This is a genomic window from Halogranum amylolyticum (assembly GCF_900110465.1).
Classification (GTDB): domain Archaea; phylum Halobacteriota; class Halobacteria; order Halobacteriales; family Haloferacaceae; genus Halogranum; species Halogranum amylolyticum.
Map to the genome: position 1 here is coordinate 104,330 of NZ_FODV01000001.1, position 23,307 is coordinate 127,636.

A 23,307-nucleotide genomic window follows, 5' to 3' on the forward strand; every position below is an offset into this window, starting at 1 on the left:
GAAGGAGTGTGCAACATACAGAGGGTGTATGCAGCAGGTAGCGACCCGTCGAAGTTGAGTCAGTAAGACGAGCGTAATCCACACGTCCGTCAGCAATAGAGTACAACTGACAGCTCAGCTCTTCGACTTCGTCGAAAAGCACTCCAGCGTAAGGAGTCCGGTGGGCGGGCCAGACTGATCAGCGAGTCACTGCAGCCGACTCGCTACTCTTTGGCGTCGGCCGATGCTGGTTCGTCGACTTCGACGGCGACGGGTTGACGGACGAGGTTCCCCCACTCGGTCCACGACCCGTCGTAGTTCGTGGTGTCCCAGCCGAGGAGTTCGTGGAGCGTGAACCAGGTAATCGACGAGCGCTCACCGATGCGGCAGTACGTGATCACTTCGGTGTCACCCTCGATTCCTCGCTCGGCGTACACCGAGCGCAGTTCGTCGCCGTCTTTGAACCGCCCCTCGTCGTCGAGGTTCTCCTTCCACGTGATGTTCGTCGCACCCGGGATGTGGCCTGCCCGACGGGCCGTCTCCTTGCTCCCTTCAGGGGCGACGATTTCACCACGGTACTCCTCACCTGAACGGACGTCGATCATCGGGATATCGGAGTCCTCACCGACCTCGGCACGGCCTTCCGCAGAGGACTCGCTCTCGATAGCGGCCACTTCTTCGACGCGGTCGAGGTAGGCTCGCAGTTCCTCGTTCGGGCCTGCGGACTCGTACTCTTGGGTTGTGTAGTCGGGTTCTTCGTCGGTCGTCGGATAGTCGTTGTCGAACCAGTGGGCACGCCCTCCGTCTAGCAGTCGGACATCGTCGTGACCGTAGTATTTGAACTGCCAGTAGGTGTAGGCAGCCCACTGGTTGGATTCGTCACCGTAGAGGACGACTGTAGTGTCCTCCGTGATGCCCGCATCCTCCATGATCTCCTCGAACTCCGCGCGCTTGAGGATGTCGCGTTCGATGGAGTCCTGCAGATGAGTCCCCCAGCGGAACCCGACAGCACCCGGGATGTGGCTTTCCGCGTAGGATTCGTCGTACTCGATGTCTGCCTCGACGAGGCGGTAGTCCGGGTCGTCGGACTCGAAAGAATCGAGGTGCTCGGAGAGCCACTCTGGGGAGACGAGCGCGTCGGTTCCCGTGTCGTACTTTTGATCGACTTCGGGGTCGGAAAGTTCAGCGTCGCTCATCGATTCGACGATTGAGTCGCCTGCCCGGTAACGGCTGTGGCCGTCTCGGAAGAACCCCCCAGAACAACCGATGGCGACGCTCACAGAGATTCGAAGTTCAAACAATCAACCACCGGATCGATAGCGAAAGCGCCGACCTGCACCCGACGGAACCGGGTGTACACCGGTCTCTATAGTAGCTCGTGCAACTGGTCACTCACCCGACCGCACGCCGTCGTGTGGTCGGGTGGGTGATGACTTACACTCGTTACTATAGCAGTGCCATCTCCCGAAGATGGCGGACTTCGGAGTCATCGACTACCAGCAGAACCGCGAGACGATTTCACTGCTTTCGGCCACAGAACTCTTCGACTCGTCTCTGGCGAGGATCAACGACACAGGTCGCTCAGTTCGGTTCTGTCGACGGCGAAAAGTACGTGTCTCCGCGCATCCGGTGAGTGATCTCTTCGAGGGAGCCACCATCGCATTCGCTGCACCGTGGCGGGTCCGCGACGACGGCGTAGACGGTGTCACACCGGACACAGGCGAAGAATCGCAATCCAAGCACGAGTGACGGTTAGGGGAGGAGAATGATAAGCTGAACTCCCGCGGTTGGCTCGGTCAGCCGATGTACCCTTCGCCCATCCGGATTCCTTGCTCGACCAACCGACGTCCTTCGTCGACCCGATCCGAACTCCACTTTCGAAGGGCATCTTCGATTCGGGGCTCGTCGCCACCAGTATCGAGTGCGTCGGCGAGTGCGTCACCGTCTGCGGCCGCCTTCGCCGTTCCAGCGGCGGTGTGGGGTCGCGCGACGAACGCTGCATCGCCCAGTAGACACACGCGACCGAACCGCATCTCGGGGACGGTCAGGTCGTAGATGGTCTGGACGAAGGCGTCGTCGGTCGCCGCGACGAGGTCGGCGAACACCGACGGAAGCCGGTCGTCTGCGGCCGCGAGCAACTCCGCGCTGACTTCCGGACGGAGCCTCCCCGGCGGCACCGAGAACTCGTTGGACTCGCCACCCTCGTCGGTCAACAGTCGCCGTCGGTCGGACTCGCCGCCGACGTCGTCGTACCAGACCCAGTTGAGTCGGCGCTCGTCCGGGTCGGTTCCGCCCTCGGGGCCGGGGATGAGATAGCCGAGTATCAGTTCGTCCTCGCCCTCGTAGAAGACGAACACGTCGTCGAACGTCTCGCGAACGCCGTCGGGGAGGTCACCTTCGGGGACGACGCCGCGCCAGGCGACGTAGCCGGCGGGGTCTGGTTCGACACCGGAGACGAGTCGATCGCGGGTCGTCGAGCGCCCGCCCTCCGCGACGACTGCGAGGTCCGCTCGGACGGTCGACCCGCCCTCGAAGGTCAAGACCGCCCGGTCGTCGCCGGGGTCGACGTCGACGGTTCGACGACCCGTGTGGTATCGGGCGTCGGGGAACGCGTCGCGGAGTTCGCGATACAGCGCGTCCCACCCGGTGAACGCCATCCGCTCGGTGAGGTCCCGTGCGACGGAGCCGTCGCGGTTCAGATACTGTCGGCGGGACGTGGTCGTCGTCAACGTCTTCGGCGGTGCGATCCCGTGCGTCTCGAGGAACTCGCGGACGTTCGACTGCGCGACGATCCCCGCCCCGCGACTCTGGAGTCCGTCGCTCGCCCGCTCGAAGACGTCGACGTCGTGACCCGCCGCGCGGAGCGCGATACCGGTGAACAGCCCACCCATCGACCCGCCGGAGATCGCGACTGACAGGCCACCGTCCGCTGTCGTGTGGCGCCGACGTGGACGACCGGTCCGACGGTCCGCGTCGGTCCCGTCGCCTCCGTCTCCGCTCTCGGCCCCGGCGGCTGTCGCGTCTCGGGTCGGTGGCAGTGTCACTACTCGAGACGTGGAGTCTCTGCCTGGTGAACCCTCCGGAACCCGCACCTAGAATTTACCTTCTGTCTCCCGGAGGGGCAACTGATGCACGTCCTCGTTCTCGACGTCGACTCGCTCCGTCCGGACCACACCAGCACCTACGGCTACGAGTTGGAGACGACGCCCAATATCGACCGGATCGCTGCGGACGGGACGGTGTTCTCGACCGCCTACGCCACCAACTCGCCCTGTATGCCCTCTCGGGCGGCACTCATCTCGGGACGGTACGGGCTGAGCAACGGCGTGACGACGCACGGCCCCCGTGGCCGCGTTCTGCAGTCACCCCACGTGTGGGAGGACCAGCGATACACCCCCGAGTGGTGGACGCTTCCGGAACTGTTCTTCAACGAACGCATCCGGACGGTCGCCGTCTCCTCGTTCCCTCGTCACCCAGCGCCGTGGTTCTACCACCTCTGGCACGAGTTCTACAACCCACAGGAGCCGACCGGCAAACGGGAGTCGTTTCAAACTCCGCGTGCGGCGGACGTCGCCGACCTGGCGATCGATGCGCTCCGCGAACACGCGACCGACGACACGTTCGTCTACGCGCAGTTCTGGGACCCCCACACCCCCTACAAGCAGCCCGGACTCGACGACGCCGAGGGTTCAGCAGAGTACCCCCTCCCGCCACACCCGACTGCGGAGACCATCGAGGAACACCAGACGTGGGATCGGTGGCGCTCGGCGCCACGACAGGGGATCGAGAGCCGTGCCGACCTCGCGGACGTCCTCGCGAAGTACGACAACGAGATCGAGTACGTCGACGAGCAGATCGGGCGTGTCGTCGACGCTCTCGAAGCGGCGGGCATCTACGACGACACGCTGCTTGTCGTCACCGCCGACCACGGCGAAGAGTTCGGCGAACACGGCCTCTACAGCGAACACTGGAGCACCTACGAGGGGACACAGCGTATCCCGCTGATCGTCAAGCCACCGGCCGACGCAGAGCCCGCCGTCTCGCGAGTCGACACGCCCGTCACGAACGTCGACATCGCACCGACGATCGCAGACTACGCCGGCCTCGACGTCCCCGGGCGGTGGCAGGGGGAGTCGCTCCGGCCGCTGGTCGAATCGACCGCAGAGAATCCGCGTGAGTTCGTCGTCGTCGAACACGGGCTATACACTGCCCAGCGTGCGATTCGGACCGCGAAGTGGAAGCTTATCCGGACCTACCACGCGGGGCTGTGGGAGGACGAACTCGCGACGTTCGAGCTGTACGACCTGGAAGACGACCCGTGGGAACAGCAGAACCTCGTGGACGCTCGGCCGGAGGTCGTCGCAGAGTTGCGCGAGAAGCTGCTTCGGTGGGTCGACGAGATGGGCGGCGTCTCGACGGACTATCTCAAAGAGACCGCCCGGACGGGACCGGCAGGACTGCGGTGGGCAAAGCGGTAGTCACGTCGGAGTGACAGCTACCCGAGCGGCGACGACCGTGGAGGCCACCGAGACGACCAATCTATCGACCTCGAATCGGACGCCCTCCACGAGACCGACCCGCCGCACTCACCACTCTTCGAGCAGTTCCCCGACCGACGCCGACTCGCGACCGAGCGCGTCGTCGATTCGGCCGACGGCGCTCGTCGGCAACGTCGGTGTGACGAGTCGACGGGCCTTCTGCAGTCGCTCTCCGGCCGACAGCGGTGCGTCGCGTGCGCCCCGTCCACGTGTGACGTCCGAGCGATACGTCCCCTCGGCGGTCTCCACGGTCACGCGAGCGAGACACTCGCTGGGGAATCGGGCGTCCAACTCGTCGTCGACGACGAACTCGACGCGTTCGGCGAGAGACAGAGTCGCCGCGTCGGTCCGTGCGGACGCCGCGTGCTCGGCCTGCGTGAACTGCCCTCGGACGAGCGCGGCGGCGACCGGGTACGGGTAGGAGTACTGGGCCTCCTCCGGCGTCTCGGGCCGTCGCGTCTGCAGCTTCGTCGCCTCCTCGAACGTCGCGACGCGAACCGACTCGACGGACGCCGGGTCGACGCCGTCTCGGGAACGGAGGTTCAAGACGGCCTCGACGCCCGGCTGTGCCCACCGACAGCACGGGTACGGTTTCAGATACCCCTCCGTCACGTGGTACGCCTCGCCCAGCGAGTCGTCGACCGACGACTCGTCGAAGACCGTCCCGGATCCGGTGAAGCCGGCCTCGGCGAGTTGCGCGGCGACGACGCCGACGTACGCCCCCCAGCCGATGCCGTCTTTAGTCATCCCGGGTCGCTCGACGCCGCGCATGATCGGCGTCCGCGGTGCGTGGTACTCGGCGACGCCGAGGGCGTGTGCCGTCTGTTCTGCAGAGAACTCGAACAGCCGGGCGGTCGCCGCGGCCGCGCCGACCGCGCCCCACGACCCCGTCCCCGTGTAGACGCCGTCGACCGCGTGGATCGCCAGCCCCGCGCGGACGGCGAGTTCGTAACCGACGAGGACGGCGTCGAGGAACTCTCCGACCGACGCGTCGACCGCCTCGGCGGCCGCCAGCGCGGGTGGGACGACCACTGCGGCGGGGTGTCCCTTCACCTCACGGTGGCCGTCGTCGACGTCGAGTGCGTTCGCGGCGACGCCGTTGGCGAGCGCCGCCCCTTCGACGCTCACCGTCTCGCCCGACCCGTCGAGAAGCGTCGCCTGCGCTGTCTCTGCACCGTCGAGACGCGTCGTCGCGTACTCGCGAACGACGTCGACACCTTCCTGTCGATAGCCGGCGGTGACGGCCGCGAGCGTGTCGAGCACGCGTGCTCGCACGTGTGCGTCGACGTCGTCGGGCGCGTCCGCAACCGTCGCCGACCGTGCGAACGCGACCGCTCGCTCGGTGTTCATCAGAGGTAGACGACGACCTGTTCGTCCTCGACGTCCACCTCGTAGGTGTCGACGGGTGGCTGTTCGCCCTCTATGTTCGCCCCGCAGTCACAGCCACCGTCGGTGGCGTTGGCGTCGGCCTCCTCGCCGCTCTGTGTCGACTCGACGGCCGTGTCGAACGACCGCGCGCGGACCTTGTGCGGGTTGAAGACGGACTCGCCGGTCGCGATGTCGAACTCCCAGCCGTGCCACGGACAGCGAAGTATCTTCCCGTCGTCTTTCCACTCCACTTCGCCGGGCGTGGCGGACGACGTCGTCCCCGTCACCTTCCCCATGCAGAGCGGCGCTCGCTGGTGGGGACAGTCGTTCTTCAGCGCGTAGTACTCGCCGTCGACGTTGAACACGCCGACGGAGTGGCCGTTCAGATCGACGATCGTTCGTTCACCGGGTGGCAGTTCGTCGGTCGGACAGATCTCGAAGCGTTTCTGCATTGTCTCTCAGTTGGTCGGGAGGCTCGTCGGGTCGTTCGGCAGTCCGTACAGCTCCTGTGCGTTGCCGGCCATCACGGCCTGCTCCATCTCCTCGGGCATCGGCGGGAGCGCGTACAGCGGCGAGTCGGTGTCCCAGTGGGGGTAGTCGCTCGCGAACATCACCGTCTCCTCGGCGTGCATCATCTTCAGGATCTGCAGGAGATGCTCGGGGTCGTCGGGTTCCTCGATGGGCTGGGTGGTGAACCGCACCTGATCGCGGACGTACTCGCTCGGCGGCTTCTGGAGGTACGGCACCTGCGCGCGCAGCGCCTTCCAGTCTTTGTCCATCCGCCACATGAAGTGCGGCACCCAACTGAGCCCCCCCTCGATGACGACGAAGCTCAGGTCGGGGAACTTCGCGAGCACGCCCTCGGCGACGAGACTGACGAGCTGACCCATCGCGTACGTCCCGAGGAGCGTGTGCCACTCGAAGTAGGTGTTCGGGTGGCCCGCACCCGTCGGCGGCCGCGTCACGCCGTGACCCTCGGTGTAGGGGTGCATCGCGATCGGCAGGCCCATCTCCTCGGCGGCTTCGTACATCGGCCAGTAGTACTCGTGGCCGTAGGGCAGCTGGGAGGCCATCGGCATCACGACCTGCACAACGCGGGGGTGGTCGCCGAGTTCGCGGATCATCTCGGCCATCCGCTCGGGTTTCTGCGGGGCGGCCAAGAGCGACCCGACGAACGGGCCGCCCTCCGCGAGCCAGTTGTCGATGGCCCACTTGTTGTTCGCGACCGCGAGTTCGGCTGCGTAGTCGCGGTTCGGCAGGGCGGTGAGGTTGAGATAGGAGTTCCCCGTCAGCACCGCGTAGTCGACGCCGAACTCATCGAAGTGGTGTTCCTTCATCTTCTCGATACTGGACCCTGCCGGCCCGCCGTCGTCCGGGACGGCGTCGCGACGCGAGAACTCCGCGACGTTGTCGTAGAGGATGCTCGGCGACTGCACGCCGCGGTCCTTGTACTGGTCGGGCAGGTACGCGACGACCTCCTCGGGGTCGCGCCACTTCTGGTGGATGTCGCAGTCGATGAGCGTCGGAGCGGCCTCCGCCGCCCCGGTCGACTGCTCGGTGTGTCGTCCTGACATCGTATGTGAACACCAAACAGGGACATCTCCCTAAGCCTCGGGGCGAACTTGTAGCGGCTATTTATACGCACCCGATCCCGTCGCCGCTCGAGGTTTAACTGGTGGAGATGTAGGTGTGAAGCGTTACCCCGGCGACGCGCCAACGTGAGGGTATGTTCCATCGACGGAGGTCGGACGACCGACCATGACGCAGCCTCGTATCGCAGTCTGCCAGTTCGAACCGACCGTCGGCGACGTCGACGCGAACCTCGACCGGATCGAGCGACTCGCCGAGCGACTGCCCGCGGCGACGGCGGTCGCCGTCTTCCCTGAACTCTGTGTGACCGGCTACGACCTCGACGTCGTCCCGTCGACGAAGACGACCGTCCCCGGCCCCGTGACCGAACGCGTGCAGACGGTCGCTCGCGACACCGGCGTCGACCTCGTCGTCGGACTCCCCGAGGCCGCCGGCGACGACGTCTACAACTCGCTCGTGTACGCCTCCGGCGACGGCGTCGAGGCGACCTACCGGAAGCAACGGCTGTGGGGCGAGGAGGCGACGCAGTTCACGGCGGGGTCGGAGGCGACGACCGTCGACACGCCCCTCGGTCGCCTCGGACTGCTTCTCTGTTACGACCTGAACTTCCCCGAACTCGCCGTCGACTACGGCGAGGCCGACTGCGACCTGCTGGCGGTCAGCGCGGCGTGGCGTCGCTCGTTCGACCGCGACTGGCGACTGCTCTGCCGCGCCCGTGCGCTGGACCAGACCTGTTACGTCGTCGGGTCGAACCACCTCGGGTCGCAGTCGGGGCGTCACCACGCCGGCGAGAGCCTGATCGCGGGGCCACGCGGCGACGTCGTCGCGAAGACCACCGACGGCGTCCCGACCGCGTCGGCAGCGGTCGTCCCCGAAGCGCTCGACGTCGCCCGCGAGCGGAACCCGGTCCGACAGTCCCGTCGCGAGGGGGCCGACGCCTCCCGACGGTGACAGCCGTCTCACACCTTCTGCCGGTACATCTGACACGTTTGCCTGCGTGACGGCGTCGTCGTCACCGCTCCTACGAGCGTCTCGGCATATAAATGATGAACTAATGTGGGTCAACTCTTAGGGTGCTCATTCCAGAAAGAGATGGTATGCCAAGTCAAGACACACGGCGTGGGCTGCTCAGGAAGGGGGGTGGGCTCGCCGCGACGGCGGCTGTCGGAGGAACCTCCGGCTGTCTCACCCTCGCGACGCAGCTGCGAAGTGATTCGATCAAGGTCGGCTCCAAGCGGTTCACCGAACAGGAGATTCTCGGCTATCTCGCCTACGAGGCGCTCTCGGCGAACACCGACCTCACCGTCGGCGACCAGGTCGGTCTCGGCGGCACGACGACCAACTTCCGGGCGGTCGACTCCGGGGAGATACAGCTGTACTGGGAGTACACGGGCACGGCTTGGCAGACCCTTCCGCCGAAGCACGACGAGGTCATCACCGACCCCGCGAAGCTCTACGAGCGAGTGAAACAGGAGTTCGAGAAGAGACACGAGCTCACGTTCCTCCGACGGGCACCGCTCAACAACACTTACGTGCTGATGGCGAACCCCGAGTGGGCGAACGAGACCGGCGTGAAGTCGCTGTCGGGGCTCGCAACCCATCTCAAGGAGACCGACGAGACGGTCACGATCGCGCTGAACGCGGAGTTCCAGAGTCGGTCGGATGGATGGCCAGGGCTGATCGAACACTACGGGTTCGACGACCACACACAGAAGATCCAGGTCAAGAACATCGGCTCCGGACTCCTCTATCAGGTCGTCGGCGGCGGCGAGGCCGACATCGGCGTCGGCTTCAACACCGATCCCCGGATCATCCAGTTCGACCTGCAGGTACTCAAAGACGACAAGAAGTTCTTCCCGGTGTACAACGCGGCTCCGATGGTTCGGATGCCGACGCTCGAAGCCAACCCGTCGATTCGAGAACCGTTGAACGCGATCAGCAAAGGGCTCACCACCGACCAGATGCGGAAGCTCAACAAGCGGGTCGCACTCGACAAAGTGAACCCACAGACGGTCGCGAAAGAGTACCTGCAGCGGGCGGGGGTGCTCTGATGACGGCTCCCGTCGACTCGCTGCCCCTGTTCGTGGACGCCTCCGTCGAATACTTCCTGAAGAACCAGTCGCTGCTGTGGGAGCTGCTCGTCAACCACATCATCGTCGTCCTGGACTCGGTGTGGCTCGCGTTAGTCGTCGGCGTCCCGCTCGGCGTGCTCTGCACCTACGACGACCGCCTCGGGAAGGGGATCCTCTGGGGGGCGAGCATGATGATGACGGTGCCGAGCATCGCGCTGTTCGGGCTGTTGATCCCGCTCGTCGGCATCGGTCAGATCCCCGTCGTCATCGCGCTCGTGCTCTACGCGCAGTTACCCATCGTCAGGAACACCTACCTCGGACTCACGCAGGTCGACGAGGCGACCATCGAGGCCGGCCGCGGGATGGGGATGACGAAGACCCAACGGCTGTGGCGACTCCAACTCCCGCAGGCGATCCCGGTCATCATGGCGGGCGTGCGCAACGCGGTCGTCATCCTCGTCGGCATCGCCGCCATCGGCGCGTTCATCGGCGCGAACAACCTCGGAGACCCCATCTTCAACGGCATCAGCGAGGCCTACCCGGCGGCCATCATCGTCTCGACGGTCGTCGTCTCGCTGTTGGCACTGGCCTTCGACTACAGCTTCCGCGTCCTCGAAGAGCTGTTCCGGCTCAAGAACGGCGAGGACGTCGAACCGACGCTCGGTACGCAGCTCGTCCAGAGGTCGATAGCATGACTCACCACCCCACAGACACGGCAGATACGGCAGTCGCATCGGAACCGGAGACGATGATCGAGTTCGACGACGTCACGAAGATCTACTCGGATCAGACTGTCGCCGTCGAGGAGATCAGTTTCGCAGTCGAACGCGGGACGACGACGGTGTTCGTCGGCCCCTCCGGCTGCGGGAAGACGACGACGATGACGCTCGTCAACCGGATGCAAGACCCCACGGAAGGAACCGTCTACTACGACGGCACCGACGTCCAGGAGCTCGACAAGGTCGACCTCCGGAGAGACATCGGCTACGTCATCCAGGAGATCGGGCTGTTCGATCACATGAGCGTCGGCGAGAACATCGCGACGGTACCCGAACTGAAGGGGTGGGACCGCTCGCGTATCGACGACCGCGTCGACGAACTGCTCGAACTGATGGACCTCCCGCCGGCGCAGTATCGCGACCAGTACCCCACCGAGCTCTCCGGCGGCCAACAGCAGCGCGTCGGTGTCGCTCGCGCACTCGCCGCGGACCCCGACGTCATCCTGATGGACGAACCGTTCGGCGCGTTGGACCCCATCACCCGCGAGGAGCTGCAGAACGAGTTCCTGGAGATCCAAGACCGGATCGACACGACGATCCTCTTCGTCACTCACGACATCAACGAGGCGCTGAAGATGGGCGACAAGATCGCCATCTTCGACGTGGGCGAACTCGTCCAGTACGGGACGCCACAGGAGATCCTCCACGACCCGGCCAACGACTTCGTCGAGGAGTTCATCGGTGCCGACCGGACGCTCAAGGAGTTGCAGATCACGCCCGTCCGCGACGTCATGCAGCAGGACGTCGAAGCAGAGCACGTCGCCGACGGCGAACCGACGGACCAGTCGCCGAGTGTCGCCGAGACGTCGACCGCGACGACCGCTCCGCTCGCCGACGGCACCGGCGACCACTACGTCACGCCCACAGACACGGTCGACATCGCTCTCTCGCGGATGATCGAAGCCGACGCGACGTCGCTGCCCGTCGTCAGAGACGACGACGTCGTGGGCGCGATCACGGAGGCGGACATCCGCGCCCACCAGTCGGACGGGGGTGCCTGAGCAGATGGGGCTGCTCGACACGTTCGCGGCGGCGTACAGCTACCTCGTGACGCACTCCGACGAGTTCCTCGGACTCCTCGAGGAGCATCTGACGCTCGTGTTGGTGTCGGTGGGGCTGGCGATCGTCGTCGCCGTCCCGCTGGGCATCCTCGCGACGCGGAACGAACGGGCCAAGTCCGTCGTCATGAGCGTCGGCAACGTCTCGCAGACGATCCCGACGCTCGCTATCATCGCACTCGTCTTCCCCCTGCTCGGACTGGGGTTCCTGCCGGCGTTGGTCGGTCTGTTCACCTACGCGCTCCTCCCGATCCTGACCAACACCGTCGCCGGCCTCGAGAACGTCGACGAGAGCACCGTCGAGGCGGCCCGCGGGATGGGGATGACGGAGAACCAGATCCTGCGGAGGATCAAACTGCCGCTCGCCCTCCCCGTCATCTTCGCCGGCATCCGGACGAGCGCCGTCCTCAACGTCGGGACGGCCTACCTGGCGTTCTTCATCGGCGGCGGCGGACTCGGCGTCTGGGTCATCACCGGCATCTCGCTGTTCGACACGCCACAGCTGCTCGCGGGGGCGATCCCGGGGGCACTTCTGGCGATCGGCCTCGACTCCCTGTTCGCACTCGTCGAGGGGCGACTCAGCGGCGAGAGCGCGGCCGGCCAGTCGCCCGTGAGCGGGTGACGGTCAGGTCGGTTTCCCGAACGCGAACAGCGTCGTCGGCGTCTGGTTCTCCGCGCGCGGCGAGAGATGTTCGGTGACGAGATCGTCGTAGAAGGTGAACCCGCGGCCGCCGAGTCTCCGGTGGGCGTAGGTCGCGAGATACAGCCGTCCCAGTCCGACACCGCCCAGCAACTGGGCGAGTCGATAGCCACGGTTGCCGACTCGCTCGACGAGGCCGTCGACGTCGGCCATCAGATAGACGTTCACCGCGGCGTCGCCGACGACCGACTGGTCGAGCGCGAGGTGGCCCGCCGTCTGACGGCTCGTCTCGCCCAGTCGTTCCAGGGCGTTCTCCTCGGGGTGGTACTGGTAGGCTCCGCTCGGTATCCCCTCGACGGCGTGGACGAGACAGTAGTAATCGAGGAGACGTCCGGTGCCTCCAGTGACGCAGTCGATCGGGACGCCGCGAAGCGTACGGTCCATCACCGTCGCGAACAGTCGTGCGCTGATGGCGTCGTGACTGTACTCGCGGAGCGACCCCCGGCGTTCGACGGTCGCACCGACGGGTCGCCCCGACGCCGTCTCGGCGTCGACGGGGTCGAGCGACACGGTCTCGCCGTCTCCCATCCCGTGTGTAACGACGCCGCTCTCGGCGGTCTCGGCGACCCGGTCGCGCCACGCCTCCCCCTCCGAGGCGTCCGTCAGCCTGCTCTGTCGCCAAGCGTCGGGAACCAGCGGGTAGTCGACGACCGTCTCGGACAGCGGCCGCTCCGTCGGGTCGATCGGGTCGACCGTTCGCGGGTCGGGAACCGGGTCGCCGCTCCCGACGGGAACGAGTTCGAGCGGGGCCTCGGTCTCGGGGTCGACGCCGAGCAGGTCGGCGACCGGGTCGTCCGCGAACCCGGTGACGACCGCCGCCCGATGCCCGCCGCCGTGTGCGACGGCCAGGAGATTCGCGAGGATCGTCCCGGAGTCCCAGAAGGCGTGTCGGTACGTCCGTTCGCGGTACTTCCAGGCGTTGCGCCACCACTCGGAGGTGGCGACGAACGTCACCGGCGCGGTCGCTACGTCTCGGCTGTCCGTCGCCTCGGCGAGCACCCCTCGGTAGTCCCCCTCGCGGAGCACGTCGAACGCCTCGGTGTCGGGGTCGAAGTGGTAGACACCCGCGTCGAGACCGTCGAGGTCACCGGTGACGGCGTAGAGGTCGACGTGGTACAGCTTCCCCGTACAGGAGGCGGCACGGAACCGCATCCGTCGTCCCTGGCGTTCGATCTCCTTCGTGACCCCGGTCGCGTAGTGACAGAGCGCGTGGAGCGTCCGTGCGTCGATCTCGGCGGTCTCTTCCTCGGCGGCGGACTCCGGTTCGCTCGTCGCGGTCGCGATCGCCGACAGCGCCGCCGCCCTCGGCGGTCTCGGCGACTCCGTCGGCGTGACTCGCGGCAGGTCTTCGTACACTTTGTACGGTCGCGGCTGGTTCTCGAAGTCCAGCGAGAACGAGTCGTTGCGGATGCTCGCCGGGGAGTGTTTCGTCCGTTCGTGGTACTCGCGAGCGTCGACCATCACGTGACCAACGTGGACGAGCGACAAACGCCTTGGGGGACACTGGACGTGGCCCGAGCGAGACGAGGACCGTCCCAACGACAGGACGGCAGCTCGCCGGGAGGAGTTCGCTCCGGAGTCGGTTCTGCGTGATGCCGATCCGTGAGGGAGTAGGACGTGCTTACTTGAGTTATCTGACACATAATAAACACCTCGCGACTCTCTCTCAGAGACAAACCGAAGGTGTCCCCACAGAATGAACTCAGTAACTCCCACGAGACGGCAGTACGTACAGGCCGCCGCCGCCGGTATCGGACTCAGCGCGATCCCGGTCGCGAGCGCCCAGGAATCGAACGGACAGTTGGTGTTCGTCTATGACGACAGTCCCGCGTCGGACTACTCGAAGGCGTTCCCCGTCCACCGCGAGGAGGACGCGCCGGCCTGCGTCGGCGCCATCGCGAGCGTCGTCGAAGCCGACGACGAGGGACTCAGCCGCGACCAGCTGTTGGAGATGCAGGACGCGGGATGGGAGGTCATGTCGCACACGCTCGAACACCGAGCTGTGGGGCCGATCACTATCACCGAGGACGTCGAGTCGGGCGACGAGCGGGTCTACGTCGAGCGGAGTCTCCACGGTGGATTCCCGGGCGACACTGTCCTGATCACCGACGACGACGACGAGGAGGTCGCCACCGTGGTCGGCGGCGAGAGCGACGAAAGGGGTGATTACCTCCTCCTGGAGGAGCCGGTCGAGGGGTCGTACGCCGTCGACGACGGCGCCTACGAGCGACTGACCGACGACGTTCTGGAGAGAGCAACGAAGGAGTCGAAAGAGCGACTCGAGTCGATGGGGTTCGACGTCGACAGCTTCGTCTTCCCGTACGGTCGCCGCGGGCCGGCCGTGATGGAGTTCGTGGAAGAACACTACGCCGGCGTCGCGAACTACGACTACGACGGTCTGAACCCGGGAGAAGACGCCGACCCGTATCGCATCGGACGGGAGTACTTCCGCGAGGAGCGTATGTCGGAGACGGAGATCACCGACTTCCTCGATACGGTCCAGCGCGACGGGATGCTGGGGATGTTCGCCGGGCACAACTACGCGGACGATCTGACGCAGGAGCGCATCCGGTTCGCTATCCGACAGGCGAAACAGCGGGGCATCGAGATCGTCACTCTCCGGGAGGCGTTCGCCGGCCAGGGGCTCCTCGACGAATCCGACACCGCAGAGGGAGAGACCACACAGACGCCAACTGCCACTCCGACCCAGTCGCCGACTCCGACTCGGTCGTCGACCGCCACCCAGTCGCCGACGTCGCAGACGAGTCAGACAACGTCGTCGGAGCCGACGACGTCACCATCTTCGGGGTCGACGGCAACGCCGGGGACGCTGTCGTCGAAACCGACGCCGGCGGACCGCTCCAACTCCAGCTTCCTCGACGGGGTTCTCCAGTGGCTGTCCGGGTTGTTCTAGTCACGTGGGAGCTCCGTCCGATGGGACGGTCGTGAAGACGAAAGGAGCGAGGGCCTGCGTGCGAGCGGTCACGCAGGGCGGCACGCCCCCAAACACGACCGACGAGAAAAGCGTCGGTCGTGATTTCGACGTTGCTGGTTGGTGGTGGGGAGAGTGCGTCTCTCAACGCACAATAATCCGTATGTACTCGTCTCGTATATAAGTTTCGTTCAGACACAAATTTTAGAAACGAGGAAGTCGGGAGCGACGTCGACGAACTTCCGAGGTTGACGTGCGACTCCTACCGATCGGCGTGAGGAGAGGGTCACTGCTGCTCGTCGATCGGGACGTCGACCGTGACGACGAGTCCGGTCGGGTCGTTCGCGGCGAACCCAACCGTTCCACCGGCGGCGTCGACACCCCACTTGACGATCCAGAGTCCCAGTCCGCTCCCGTGTTTCAACGGCGTCTCGGTCCCGTCTTTGAGGACGCACAGTTCGTAGTCGTCGATACCGGGGCCGTCGTCGGCGACGTCGACGCGGACGCGGCCGGCGTCGGAGACGCGACGGACGCTGACTCGGACGTGCGGGTCGTCGCTCGGGTTGTGGACGACGGCGTTCTCCAGGAGGTTCGAGAACACCGACTCGAGGACGCCGGCGACGGCGACGTCCTCGTTGAGCAGATCGTACGCGAAGGTGGCCGCTGGATGTTCGTCACGGGCGGCCGTGAGACAGTCGTCCAAGAGCGACGAGAGCGACCGTGGGCGGTCGCCCCCGTGCGTGGTATCGAACAGTTCGATCGCTTCCCGACCTTTCCGTCCGATCTCGTCGATCCGGAGCGCCCGCCTCTTCACGATCTGTGCGTCGGCGTCGTCGGCGAACTGGTCGACGTAGCCGTGGATGACGTTGGTCTCGGTCCGGATGTTGTGCCGCAGGATGCGGTGCAACGCCTCGAGTCGTTGCTGCTGGCGGAGATGCTCGCCGATGTCGTGAAACCGGATCACGCGCCCGATCGGAGTTCCGCGGACGTTGTTGATTCGAGTGACGACCACGTCGTACGGGCGGGTTCCGAACTGCGTGTCGACGGTCAGATGACCCGAGAGCTTCCCGTCGTCGGGGAGGCGGTCGTACTCGGGGATGACTTCGTCTGCGGGGGCTCCCAGGACGGTACACGAGTCGACCCCCAGGATGTCGAGCGAACTGTCGTTCACGTCGACGACGTTGTCGTTCGAGTCGACGACGACGGCTCCCTCCTGCATCCGATCGAAGAGGAGCCGACGTGCCCGTGCGTTTGGTGTCGGGACCGTCCCCAACAGTCGAAACTGAGTGAGCGCGCCGAGATACGCGACGCCGGAGACGCCGAAGGCGATAGGCGTCGGGTCGACGCCGGCGATCGAGAGAACCCCCGCGAGATACAACAGGTTCGTCGCCCACGGCACCACCAGTCCGACGAGGAGCGCGACGCTCTGTCCGCGGAACGGGGCGGTGTCGCTCGTCAACAAGCCGAGCAGGGGGATCATCCCCCCGACGCCGAGCAGATAGGTGTAGCCGGCGGCGACCCAGTACCACACGCCGCCCTCCACGACGACCGGGACACCGGTCGTCCCGATCGAGACGGACGTCACATACAGGAGGTCGTGGTACTGTCTCGTAAGTGCGAGGACGACCGTAACGACCGGCACGACCGCCAACAGTCCGACGCATCTCAGCTGGACGTACTGGTCGCGGCCGGTGTACTCAAGCGAGAACAGGAGCCAGGCGACGGGGATCGCGAGTACACCGACCCACGCGAGGTCCGTCCAGAGTAACACCGCCTCGCGGGTCGGCGCGCAGTTGAAACAAGAGACACGTCGACCACCAGCTCTGTGTCTGCTCCTGTTCGGCCCACTCGGCTTCGTTTTCGGAGTGGTCATCCCGCTCGTCATTGGGGCGAACGTGACCTCACCTGAGACCGATAAAGACGAACGAATCGCTGAACTCGAACAACAGGTCAAGGAACTCAAGCAGGAGAAGGAGACGTAAGGCATCTCCACCACCTGATACGGTAAACTCAATGCGTCCAATGAGGACCACTTTCTCCGTGACCGACTTGCGCGCTGAGTTCAGCACGGCTACAGAAACCTCACCGAACGCTGTCAGAAGTGACGTGCTAAATATAGAGGGTATATTAAGCAGCATTGAACTTGGGAACTGCTGAATCAATCCAGCGATGATCATTCCCTCAAACTACTTCTGATTGCATACGCAATGTATGCATATGAGTACATCAATCCGCGTCTCTGACGAGACAAAAGAGAAACTGGCACGACTGAAGCGTGAAGACGAGAGTTGGGATGAGTTCCTCGACCGATTGGCGAACGAGGGATCGGGGATGAAGGCTGGCGCGTGGAAAGGAACTGACAAGGCCGAAAAGGCGCGCAAAGCAATCAAGCGTTCCCGAGAGAGCTACGAGCAGTGACCTTTCTCGATTCGTCAGTCGTCATCGATTACCTCGACGGTGTCGAGGAAATCGTCGAGTTCGTCGATGAACAACCGGTCTTAGTCACCTCTAGCATCTGTATTTGCGAAGTTCTCGCTGGTGAGGTCTTTTCAGCAGGTGAGACAGACCTGATCGAGGCGCGTGAGAACTTCGGGCGAGTCACTGCCCTCGATTTCTCCGAAGAGGTCGCGTTTGAAGCTGCCCGGATGCAGAACCGCCTTCTCGAATCTGGCAACCCTATGTCGCCACGCGACCTCATGATCGCAGCTACAGCTCGGTCTGAGGGGAAGCAATTGGTCGTCTCCGACGCTGACTTCGAGACAGAGGGCCTCCGTGAGCTGCTCCCTGTTCAGAAATTCGGTCCGTATTAGTCTCTCGAAGCACTGTTTGGGCGTGTCAGATTTCACGACCACGTCCAACCATTTCACTCGTTGTCAGGAGTGGCGTGCTGAACTTAGAGAGTGTGTCTATCACCCGTATACCTTGCGAGAAATCAGAAGAAACATCGCTATTCCTCCGAGGAAAAACCCGAGAAGCCCTCCGAGTGGGCCGAGCACGAAACTAAGGAGTATACCCGAAAAGAAGGCGGCTACGAGGCATTGGGCTAAAAAGAATGCCCCAGTCTTCCAGTCTTCAATTATCTGCTCAGCGGGTTCGTCGACCATTGAATGATAGTGTTCTACAGTGGATGATATCTTTTTTGCGAGGTTGCTCACAGAGAGATCTGTGAGAGACTTGCGCCCTGAGTTCAGCACGTAGATTCCAGCAGGTAAGAGACGTGTGACGTTAAATCGTACGAAGACTTCCGCTGAGCGCTATTAGTCGGTGCCGGTACGCTCTTTGGAACCACCGACAAAGTCGGCATCGAGAATGGTACTCGATTCGGTGCTCCCGGACACGACACTCGTCCACGTGGTACTCGTCTTGTTCGCCACGGTCTGCATCTGGTTCGGCAGCGGGTGGCTCGAAGAGTCTGCCGACCGCCTCGCGACGTACTACGGCCTCCCGGCGGTCGTCCAGGGGTCGGTCGTCGTCGCCGTCGGATCGAGCTTTCCGGAGCTCGCCAGCGTCGTCGTCGCGGCGCTCTCGGGCGTCTTCGATATGGGTGTCGGTGCTATCGTTGGCTCCGCGATCTTCAACATCCTCGTCATCCCGGCGCTGTCGGGGCTCACCGTCTCTGAGGACCTTCAGACGAACCGGACGGTCGTCTACAAGGAGGCGCAGTTCTACATGATCGCCGTCTCGGCGCTGGTGGTGACACTCGCGCTGGCGGTTATCTACTATCCGGCGTCGACGACCAGCCAACTCGCCGGGACCGTCACCCGCCCGCTGGCCGCGATTCCGCTTTTCCTCTACGGGTTGTATCTGTTCATCCAGTGGCAGGACGTCGCCGACTCCGACACCGTCGCCGACACCAGCGGGGGTGCGGTCGGACGCTCCTGGGGGATGCTCCTCGGCGGACTGGCGATCATCCTCGTCGGCGTCGAACTGCTCATCGGGAGCGTCGAGTCGCTCGGGCAGACGTTCGGTATCCCCGAATTTCTCGCCGGGGTGACGATCCTCGCCGCGGCGACGAGCCTCCCCGACCTGCTGGTGAGCGTCCGTTCGGCGCAGGACGGAAACAGCGTCACGAGCCTCGGCAACGTCCTCGGGTCGAACACGTTCGACCTGCTGGTGGCGATCCCGCTCGGCGTGCTCATCGCCGGGAGCACGGCGGTGAACTTCTCTGCGGCGGTTCCGATGCTCGGCGTCCTCACACTGGCGACGGTCCTCCTGTTCGCACTGCTCCGGACCGACCTCTCGTTGACGACGGCGGAGGCGTGGCTGCTGCTCGTCGCGTACCTCCTGTTCGTCGCGTGGGTCGTCGCCGAGGCGCTCGGTCTCGCTCACCTGCTCAAAGGGGCGTGACCGGCGACGCGTTCTCTTCGTTCTCGAACCGTGAGAGTCGGGCCTAGAACTATTCGGGCCGCCGACGAACTGTTCCGAGTATGGCACAGATATTCGGTTCCCCGGAGTCGTACGTACAGGGCCGCGGCGTCGCCGCGGAGATCGGCACGCACACCGAGTCGCTCGGCGGGTCGGCGCTGCTGCTCGCCGACGAGGTCGTGATGGACCTCGTCGAAGCGGACGTCACCGCGAGTCTCCAGTCGAGAGACGCCGCGGTCACGACCGCGGTGTTCAGCGGCGAGTGTTCGAGCAGCGAGATCGACCGCGTCGGCGAACTGGCGGCCGACGCGCAGGCCGAGTTCGTCGTCGGTGCCGGCGGCGGGAAGGCGCTCGACACGGCGAAGGCCGTCGGCGAGGACCTCGGACTCGGCGTCGTCGCCATGCCGACCATCGCCTCGACGGACGCGCCGTGCAGCGCGCTGTCGGTCGTCTACACCGACCACGGCGAGTTCGAGTCGTACCGGTTCCTCGATCGCCACCCCGACGTCGTTCTCGTCGACACGGCGCTCGTCGCCGCCGCACCCACTCGGTTCTTCACGTCCGGGATCGCCGACGCCCTCGCGACGCGGTTCGAGGCCGACGCGACCATGCGCTCCGCCGGCGACAATATCCTCGGCGGCAAGGACACCCGCGCGGGCCACAGACTCGCCGAACTCTGTTACGAGACGCTCCGCGACCACGGCATCTCGGCGGTCGACGCCGTCGAGAACGACGCAGTCACCGAGAGCGTCGAAGCCGTCACCGAAGCCAACACGCTCCTGTCCGGCCTCGGCTTCGAGAGCGGCGGACTCGCGGCGGCCCACTCCATCCACAACGGACTCACACAGCTCGAAGCGACTCACGAGGCGACCCACGGCGAGAAGGTCAACGTCGGGACGCTCTCGCAGCTGGTGCTCGAGGGCCGCAGCGACGAGTTCGTCGAGGACGTCGTCGAATTCTCGTTGGACATCGGTCTGCCCGTGAAGATGGCTGATATCGGCCTCGACGATCCGAGCGACGAGGACCTGCTGACCGTCGCCGAGGCGGCCTGCGCCGAAGACGAGACGATCCACAACGAACCGTTCGACGTCACACCGGAGATGGTGCGCGACGCGCTGGTCACCGCCAGCGAGATCGGCCGTCGCGTCGAACGCCGGCGCTGACGCGGTCTCGGAACTGTCGAACAGCGTCGACTACACGATTTTTCTCGCCGACTGGACCCACAGAAGGAACGGACGTCTCCCTGCTCCCCGTGAATTCGTTCGACACCGACAATCGTCTCTGAAACGACAACAGTTAACTGACTCTCATTCCTCGATGTTCCCATGCCGATACAACGGAGGCGGTTCCTGCAGGCAGCGACGGCCGGCGCGGTGTTCGGACTGGCTGGCTGTACGTCACAGGGGGAACAGCCACAGAACCAGACGGGGAACAGTACGGGGACAGGCACCGACACCGGCTCCGGCACACAGGGGTCGGGTCAGATCGGCGACGGCGAACTGACGCTCGCGACGACGACCAGCACGTACGACACGGGCCTCCTCGACAAACTCAACCCGGTGTTCGAAGAGAACTACGGCGTTACGGTCAAGACGGTCCCCAAGGGGACCGGTGCGAGCCTCCGGACGGCGCGCGACGGCGATGCGGACGTCATCCTCGTGCACGCGCGCAACGCCGAGGACGAGTTCATGCAGGACGGCTTCGGCGTGAACCGCCGCGACGTGATGTTCAACGACTTCGTCGTCGTCGGTCCCGAGGACGACCCGGCGGGCATCAACGGGATGGAGAGCGCCACCGAGGCGTTCTCGACCATCGCCGAGAGCCAGTCGACGTTCGTCTCGCGCGGCGACGACTCGGGGACGAACAAGAAGGAACTCATCATCTGGGAGGAGGCCGGCGTCGAACCCAGCGGGAACTGGTACCGCGAGATCGGCAAGGGGATGGGCGACACGCTCGTCCAGGCCGACCAGTCGGGCGCGTACACGCTGGCCGACCGCGGGACGTACCTCTCGATGAAAAACGAGATCGGACTCGTCATCCACGTCCAGGGGCCACTGAAGGGCGGGCCGGTCATCCTGAAGAACCCCTACGGCGTGATGGCGGTGAACCCGGCGAAGTACTCGGACGTCAACTACCAGGCCGCGATGGCGTACATCGGATTCCTCACCAGCCCCGAGGCGCAGTCGATGATCGAAAACTACACCGCGAACGGGTCGCAACTGTTCTTCCCGAACGCCATCTCCGAGGAACCCGACTTCGAACAGTACGTGCCGCAGGGGTACTCCGCGAGCGAGGCACAGCAGCTCTCGGCGCGTGACAAGCAGTACCTCCACTGGGTCGAGACGACGGTTCCGGCCGACTACTGAGACACAGACAGATGCACTCACTGCAAGTACAGCTTCCCGACGGCGGCTGGACGTACATCGTCAGCATCATCCTCGTCTCGCTGGAGGTGAGTGTCGCCGCCGTCGGACTCAGCACTCTCTTCAGCCTCCCGGTCGCCCTCGTCGTCGGCTTCACCGACTTCCCCGGGAAGCGGGCGGTGACGGCACTCATCAACACCGGGATGGGGTTCCCGAGCGTCGTCGTCGGCCTGGTCGTGTTGATGATGGTCTCCAACAGCGGCCCGCTCGGCGCGCTCGATCTGGCGTTCACGCCGGAGGCGATGATCGCCTCCCAGTTCGTCCTCGCGACGCCGGTCATCATGAGCGTCAGCCTCTCGGCGGTCGAAGGGGTGGCCCAACCCGTCCGCGACGCCGCCTACGCGCTCGGCGGGACGAAACTGGACGTCGGACTCGTCGTCATCAAAGAGGCGCGCTACGGCATCGTCACCGCCGTGCTCGCGGGGTTCGGCCGCGCCATCAGCGAGGTCGGCTCCATCCTCATCGTCGGCGGCAACATCGTGTTCAGCGGCGGCGAGTCGTACACTCGGACGCTGACGACGGCGATCACGGTCGAGGCCCGACAGGGACGGTACGAGGTCGGACTCGTCCTCGGCGTCGTCCTGCTCGTGCTCGTCCTCGGCGTGAACGCACTCGGCTCGTGGCTCCGTAACAAAGGGAGGGGGCAGCGATCGACATGATGCTGGAAGCGACCGACGTCTTCGTCGGCTACGGCGACGAGACTGTCCTGCGCGACGTGTCGCTCGGCGTCGACGCCGGCGAGGTGCTCACCGTCGTCGGCCCCTCGGGAACGGGAAAGACGACACTGCTTCGGCTGCTCTCGGCGTTCCGCCCGCCCGAGTCTGGGACGGTCGCGTGGGAGGGGACCGACCTCTGGTCGCTCTCGGAGGAGGAACGACTCGCGGTCCGCCGTCGCATGAGTATGGTGTTCCAAGAGCCGAGTCTGTTCAACGCGCCCGTCCACCGGAACGTCAGCTACGGGAGACGCGTCCGGCAGTCTTGGCGGACGCGCCTCGGGAGCGAACTCCGCGGACTGGTCGGTCGCGAGTCGGTCTCCGATCCGGTCCGGACGGCGCTCGACGCCGTCGGCCTCGCCGACAAGGCCGACCAGAACGCGCTGTCGCTGTCGGGCGGCGAGGCGCAGCGAGTCGCGTTCGCCCGCGCGCTCGCCGTCGACCCCGACGTGATCTTCCTCGACGAACCCACCTCGAACCTCGACCCGCGCAACACGGCACTCCTCGAGGAGGCGATCCGACAGGCGCGACGGCGGGGCGTCGGCGTCGTCGTCGCCACCCACGACATGCACCAAGCGGAGCGACTCTCCGACCGCGTCGGCTTCATCTACGGCGGCGAACTCGTCGAGGTCGGCCCGCCAGAACGGCTGTTCGAGAACCCCGACGATCCCCGAACTGCACAGTTCGTCGCCGGCGAACTGCTGTACGACGAGGAGGCCGACGACGGCGACTCGGAGCGTCCGCCGGTCGAACAGTATCCGTCGACGTGACCGGCGACTCGGCGACGGAT

General features: G+C 65.2%; 22 protein-coding genes. 14 read left to right on the forward strand and 8 right to left on the reverse strand.

Annotated features, from left to right (window positions below):
* Positions 1-203: 203 nt before the first annotated feature.
* Positions 204-1,175, reverse strand: coding sequence for a sulfurtransferase (locus BSG17_RS00465; RefSeq protein WP_089820511.1), 972 nt, complete (start codon positions 1,173-1,175; stop codon positions 204-206).
* 600 nt (positions 1,176-1,775) lie between these two features.
* Positions 1,776-3,023 (reverse strand): FAD binding domain-containing protein, encoded by a 1,248-nt coding sequence (locus BSG17_RS00470; RefSeq protein ID WP_244531453.1) that lies wholly within the window; start codon positions 3,021-3,023, stop codon positions 1,776-1,778.
* 84 nt (positions 3,024-3,107) lie between these two features.
* On the opposite strand from BSG17_RS00470, the gene BSG17_RS00475 reads away from it, so the two are divergent.
* A complete protein-coding gene (locus BSG17_RS00475; RefSeq protein ID WP_089820512.1) occupies positions 3,108-4,457 on the forward strand; it encodes a sulfatase family protein in 1,350 nt (449 codons plus the stop codon).
* A 108-nt stretch (positions 4,458-4,565) separates the two neighbouring features.
* Here the strand turns inward: BSG17_RS00475 and BSG17_RS00480 are convergent, their stop codons facing one another.
* The 3 genes from BSG17_RS00480 to BSG17_RS00490 are packed head-to-tail and all read right to left on the reverse strand — an operon-like array spanning position 4,566 to position 7,459.
* Positions 4,566-5,867 carry an MmgE/PrpD family protein gene (locus BSG17_RS00480; RefSeq protein WP_089820513.1) on the reverse strand — a complete coding sequence of 434 codons (1,302 nt, stop codon included), beginning with the start codon at positions 5,865-5,867 and terminating at the stop codon, positions 4,566-4,568.
* On the reverse strand, positions 5,867-6,337 hold the full coding sequence (locus BSG17_RS00485; protein WP_089820514.1) for a Rieske (2Fe-2S) protein: 471 nt from the start codon (positions 6,335-6,337) through the stop codon (positions 5,867-5,869). Before BSG17_RS00485 ends, BSG17_RS00480 begins: the two co-directional genes overlap by 1 nt.
* Before the next feature lie 6 nt (positions 6,338-6,343).
* Complete coding sequence (locus BSG17_RS00490) at positions 6,344-7,459, reverse strand: amidohydrolase family protein (protein WP_089820515.1); 1,116 nt, start codon at positions 7,457-7,459, stop codon at positions 6,344-6,346.
* A gap of 184 nt (positions 7,460-7,643) precedes the next feature.
* On the opposite strand from BSG17_RS00490, the gene BSG17_RS00495 reads away from it, so the two are divergent.
* The 5 genes from BSG17_RS00495 (at position 7,644) to BSG17_RS00515 (ending at position 12,006) form a co-directional block, all read left to right on the forward strand.
* Entirely contained in the window at positions 7,644-8,426 is a 783-nt protein-coding gene (locus tag BSG17_RS00495) for a carbon-nitrogen hydrolase family protein (protein ID WP_089820516.1), read from the forward strand.
* 146 nt (positions 8,427-8,572) lie between these two features.
* Entirely contained in the window at positions 8,573-9,526 is a 954-nt protein-coding gene (locus BSG17_RS00500) for a glycine betaine ABC transporter substrate-binding protein (protein WP_089820517.1), read from the forward strand.
* Positions 9,526-10,242, forward strand: a complete 717-nt coding sequence (locus BSG17_RS00505) for an ABC transporter permease (RefSeq protein WP_089820518.1) — start codon at positions 9,526-9,528, stop codon at positions 10,240-10,242. Before BSG17_RS00500 ends, BSG17_RS00505 begins: the two co-directional genes overlap by 1 nt.
* Before the next feature lie 53 nt (positions 10,243-10,295).
* On the forward strand, positions 10,296-11,327 hold the full coding sequence (locus tag BSG17_RS00510; RefSeq protein WP_089820991.1) for an ABC transporter ATP-binding protein: 1,032 nt from the start codon (positions 10,296-10,298) through the stop codon (positions 11,325-11,327).
* A 4-nt stretch (positions 11,328-11,331) separates the two neighbouring features.
* Positions 11,332-12,006, forward strand: coding sequence for an ABC transporter permease (locus tag BSG17_RS00515; protein WP_089820519.1), 675 nt, complete (start codon positions 11,332-11,334; stop codon positions 12,004-12,006).
* Positions 12,007-12,009: 3 nt separating this feature from the next.
* On the opposite strand, the gene BSG17_RS00520 is transcribed toward BSG17_RS00515, so the two are convergent.
* A complete protein-coding gene (locus tag BSG17_RS00520; protein ID WP_089820520.1) occupies positions 12,010-13,545 on the reverse strand; it encodes a SagB family peptide dehydrogenase in 1,536 nt (511 codons plus the stop codon).
* A gap of 235 nt (positions 13,546-13,780) precedes the next feature.
* On the opposite strand from BSG17_RS00520, the gene BSG17_RS00525 reads away from it, so the two are divergent.
* Positions 13,781-14,998 (forward strand): polysaccharide deacetylase family protein, encoded by a 1,218-nt coding sequence (locus BSG17_RS00525; RefSeq protein WP_089820521.1) that lies wholly within the window; start codon positions 13,781-13,783, stop codon positions 14,996-14,998.
* Between the two features lie 304 nt (positions 14,999-15,302).
* Here BSG17_RS00525 and BSG17_RS00530 read toward each other — a convergent pair whose 3' ends face one another.
* Positions 15,303-16,787 carry a histidine kinase N-terminal 7TM domain-containing protein gene (locus BSG17_RS00530; RefSeq protein WP_244531455.1) on the reverse strand — a complete coding sequence of 495 codons (1,485 nt, stop codon included), beginning with the start codon at positions 16,785-16,787 and terminating at the stop codon, positions 15,303-15,305.
* A gap of 446 nt (positions 16,788-17,233) precedes the next feature.
* Here BSG17_RS00530 and BSG17_RS00540 point away from each other — a divergent pair, with 446 nt between their 5' ends.
* Positions 17,234-17,434, forward strand: coding sequence for a DUF7557 family protein (locus BSG17_RS00540; RefSeq protein ID WP_089820523.1), 201 nt, complete (start codon positions 17,234-17,236; stop codon positions 17,432-17,434).
* Positions 17,431-17,826 carry a type II toxin-antitoxin system VapC family toxin gene (locus tag BSG17_RS00545; protein ID WP_089820524.1) on the forward strand — a complete coding sequence of 132 codons (396 nt, stop codon included), beginning with the start codon at positions 17,431-17,433 and terminating at the stop codon, positions 17,824-17,826. Before BSG17_RS00540 ends, BSG17_RS00545 begins: the two co-directional genes overlap by 4 nt.
* A 99-nt stretch (positions 17,827-17,925) precedes the next feature.
* Here the strand turns inward: BSG17_RS00545 and BSG17_RS00550 are convergent, their stop codons facing one another.
* Entirely contained in the window at positions 17,926-18,120 is a 195-nt protein-coding gene (locus BSG17_RS00550) for a DUF8144 family membrane protein (RefSeq protein ID WP_089820525.1), read from the reverse strand.
* Between the two features lie 205 nt (positions 18,121-18,325).
* On the opposite strand from BSG17_RS00550, the gene BSG17_RS00555 reads away from it, so the two are divergent.
* From BSG17_RS00555 to BSG17_RS00575, 5 genes are all read left to right on the forward strand, one after another.
* The gene (locus BSG17_RS00555) at positions 18,326-19,363 is read left to right on the forward strand and encodes a sodium:calcium antiporter (RefSeq protein WP_089820526.1); all 1,038 of its coding nucleotides are present in this window, start codon (positions 18,326-18,328) and stop codon (positions 19,361-19,363) included.
* 80 nt (positions 19,364-19,443) lie between these two features.
* Positions 19,444-20,544, forward strand: a complete 1,101-nt coding sequence (locus BSG17_RS00560; protein ID WP_089820527.1) for a glycerol dehydrogenase — start codon at positions 19,444-19,446, stop codon at positions 20,542-20,544.
* A 162-nt stretch (positions 20,545-20,706) separates the two neighbouring features.
* A complete protein-coding gene (locus BSG17_RS00565; protein ID WP_089820528.1) occupies positions 20,707-21,747 on the forward strand; it encodes an ABC transporter substrate-binding protein in 1,041 nt (346 codons plus the stop codon).
* 11 nt (positions 21,748-21,758) lie between these two features.
* Positions 21,759-22,463: an ABC transporter permease gene (locus BSG17_RS00570; RefSeq protein ID WP_089820529.1), complete on the forward strand. Its 705-nt coding sequence runs from the start codon at positions 21,759-21,761 to the stop codon at positions 22,461-22,463.
* The gene (locus BSG17_RS00575) at positions 22,460-23,287 is read left to right on the forward strand and encodes an amino acid ABC transporter ATP-binding protein (RefSeq protein WP_089820530.1); all 828 of its coding nucleotides are present in this window, start codon (positions 22,460-22,462) and stop codon (positions 23,285-23,287) included. Before BSG17_RS00570 ends, BSG17_RS00575 begins: the two co-directional genes overlap by 4 nt.
* The last annotated feature ends 20 nt before the right edge of the window (positions 23,288-23,307 follow it).

What these genes read in the sequence shown, in the direction of transcription:
- BSG17_RS00480 (WP_089820513.1), bottom strand. Translation starts at nt 5,867, where the DNA reads ATGAACACCGAGCGAGCGGTCGCGTTCGCACGGTCGGCGACGGTTGCG.
- BSG17_RS00570 (WP_089820529.1), top strand. Translation starts at nt 21,759, where the DNA reads ATGCACTCACTGCAAGTACAGCTTCCCGACGGCGGCTGGACGTACATC.
- BSG17_RS00575 (WP_089820530.1), top strand. Translation starts at nt 22,460, where the DNA reads ATGATGCTGGAAGCGACCGACGTCTTCGTCGGCTACGGCGACGAGACT.
- BSG17_RS00540 (WP_089820523.1), top strand. Translation starts at nt 17,234, where the DNA reads ATGAGTACATCAATCCGCGTCTCTGACGAGACAAAAGAGAAACTGGCA.
- BSG17_RS00560 (WP_089820527.1), top strand. Translation starts at nt 19,444, where the DNA reads ATGGCACAGATATTCGGTTCCCCGGAGTCGTACGTACAGGGCCGCGGC.
- BSG17_RS00565 (WP_089820528.1), top strand. Translation starts at nt 20,707, where the DNA reads ATGCCGATACAACGGAGGCGGTTCCTGCAGGCAGCGACGGCCGGCGCG.
- BSG17_RS00555 (WP_089820526.1), top strand. Translation starts at nt 18,326, where the DNA reads ATGGTACTCGATTCGGTGCTCCCGGACACGACACTCGTCCACGTGGTA.
- BSG17_RS00490 (WP_089820515.1), bottom strand. Translation starts at nt 7,459, where the DNA reads ATGTCAGGACGACACACCGAGCAGTCGACCGGGGCGGCGGAGGCCGCT.
- BSG17_RS00485 (WP_089820514.1), bottom strand. Translation starts at nt 6,337, where the DNA reads ATGCAGAAACGCTTCGAGATCTGTCCGACCGACGAACTGCCACCCGGT.
- BSG17_RS00505 (WP_089820518.1), top strand. Translation starts at nt 9,526, where the DNA reads ATGACGGCTCCCGTCGACTCGCTGCCCCTGTTCGTGGACGCCTCCGTC.
- BSG17_RS00515 (WP_089820519.1), top strand. Translation starts at nt 11,332, where the DNA reads ATGGGGCTGCTCGACACGTTCGCGGCGGCGTACAGCTACCTCGTGACG.
- BSG17_RS00510 (WP_089820991.1), top strand. Translation starts at nt 10,296, where the DNA reads ATGATCGAGTTCGACGACGTCACGAAGATCTACTCGGATCAGACTGTC.
- BSG17_RS00475 (WP_089820512.1), top strand. Translation starts at nt 3,108, where the DNA reads ATGCACGTCCTCGTTCTCGACGTCGACTCGCTCCGTCCGGACCACACC.
- BSG17_RS00495 (WP_089820516.1), top strand. Translation starts at nt 7,644, where the DNA reads ATGACGCAGCCTCGTATCGCAGTCTGCCAGTTCGAACCGACCGTCGGC.
- BSG17_RS00500 (WP_089820517.1), top strand. Translation starts at nt 8,573, where the DNA reads ATGCCAAGTCAAGACACACGGCGTGGGCTGCTCAGGAAGGGGGGTGGG.
- BSG17_RS00465 (WP_089820511.1), bottom strand. Translation starts at nt 1,175, where the DNA reads ATGAGCGACGCTGAACTTTCCGACCCCGAAGTCGATCAAAAGTACGAC.
- BSG17_RS00550 (WP_089820525.1), bottom strand. Translation starts at nt 18,120, where the DNA reads ATGGTCGACGAACCCGCTGAGCAGATAATTGAAGACTGGAAGACTGGG.
- BSG17_RS00520 (WP_089820520.1), bottom strand. Translation starts at nt 13,545, where the DNA reads ATGGTCGACGCTCGCGAGTACCACGAACGGACGAAACACTCCCCGGCG.
- BSG17_RS00525 (WP_089820521.1), top strand. Translation starts at nt 13,781, where the DNA reads ATGAACTCAGTAACTCCCACGAGACGGCAGTACGTACAGGCCGCCGCC.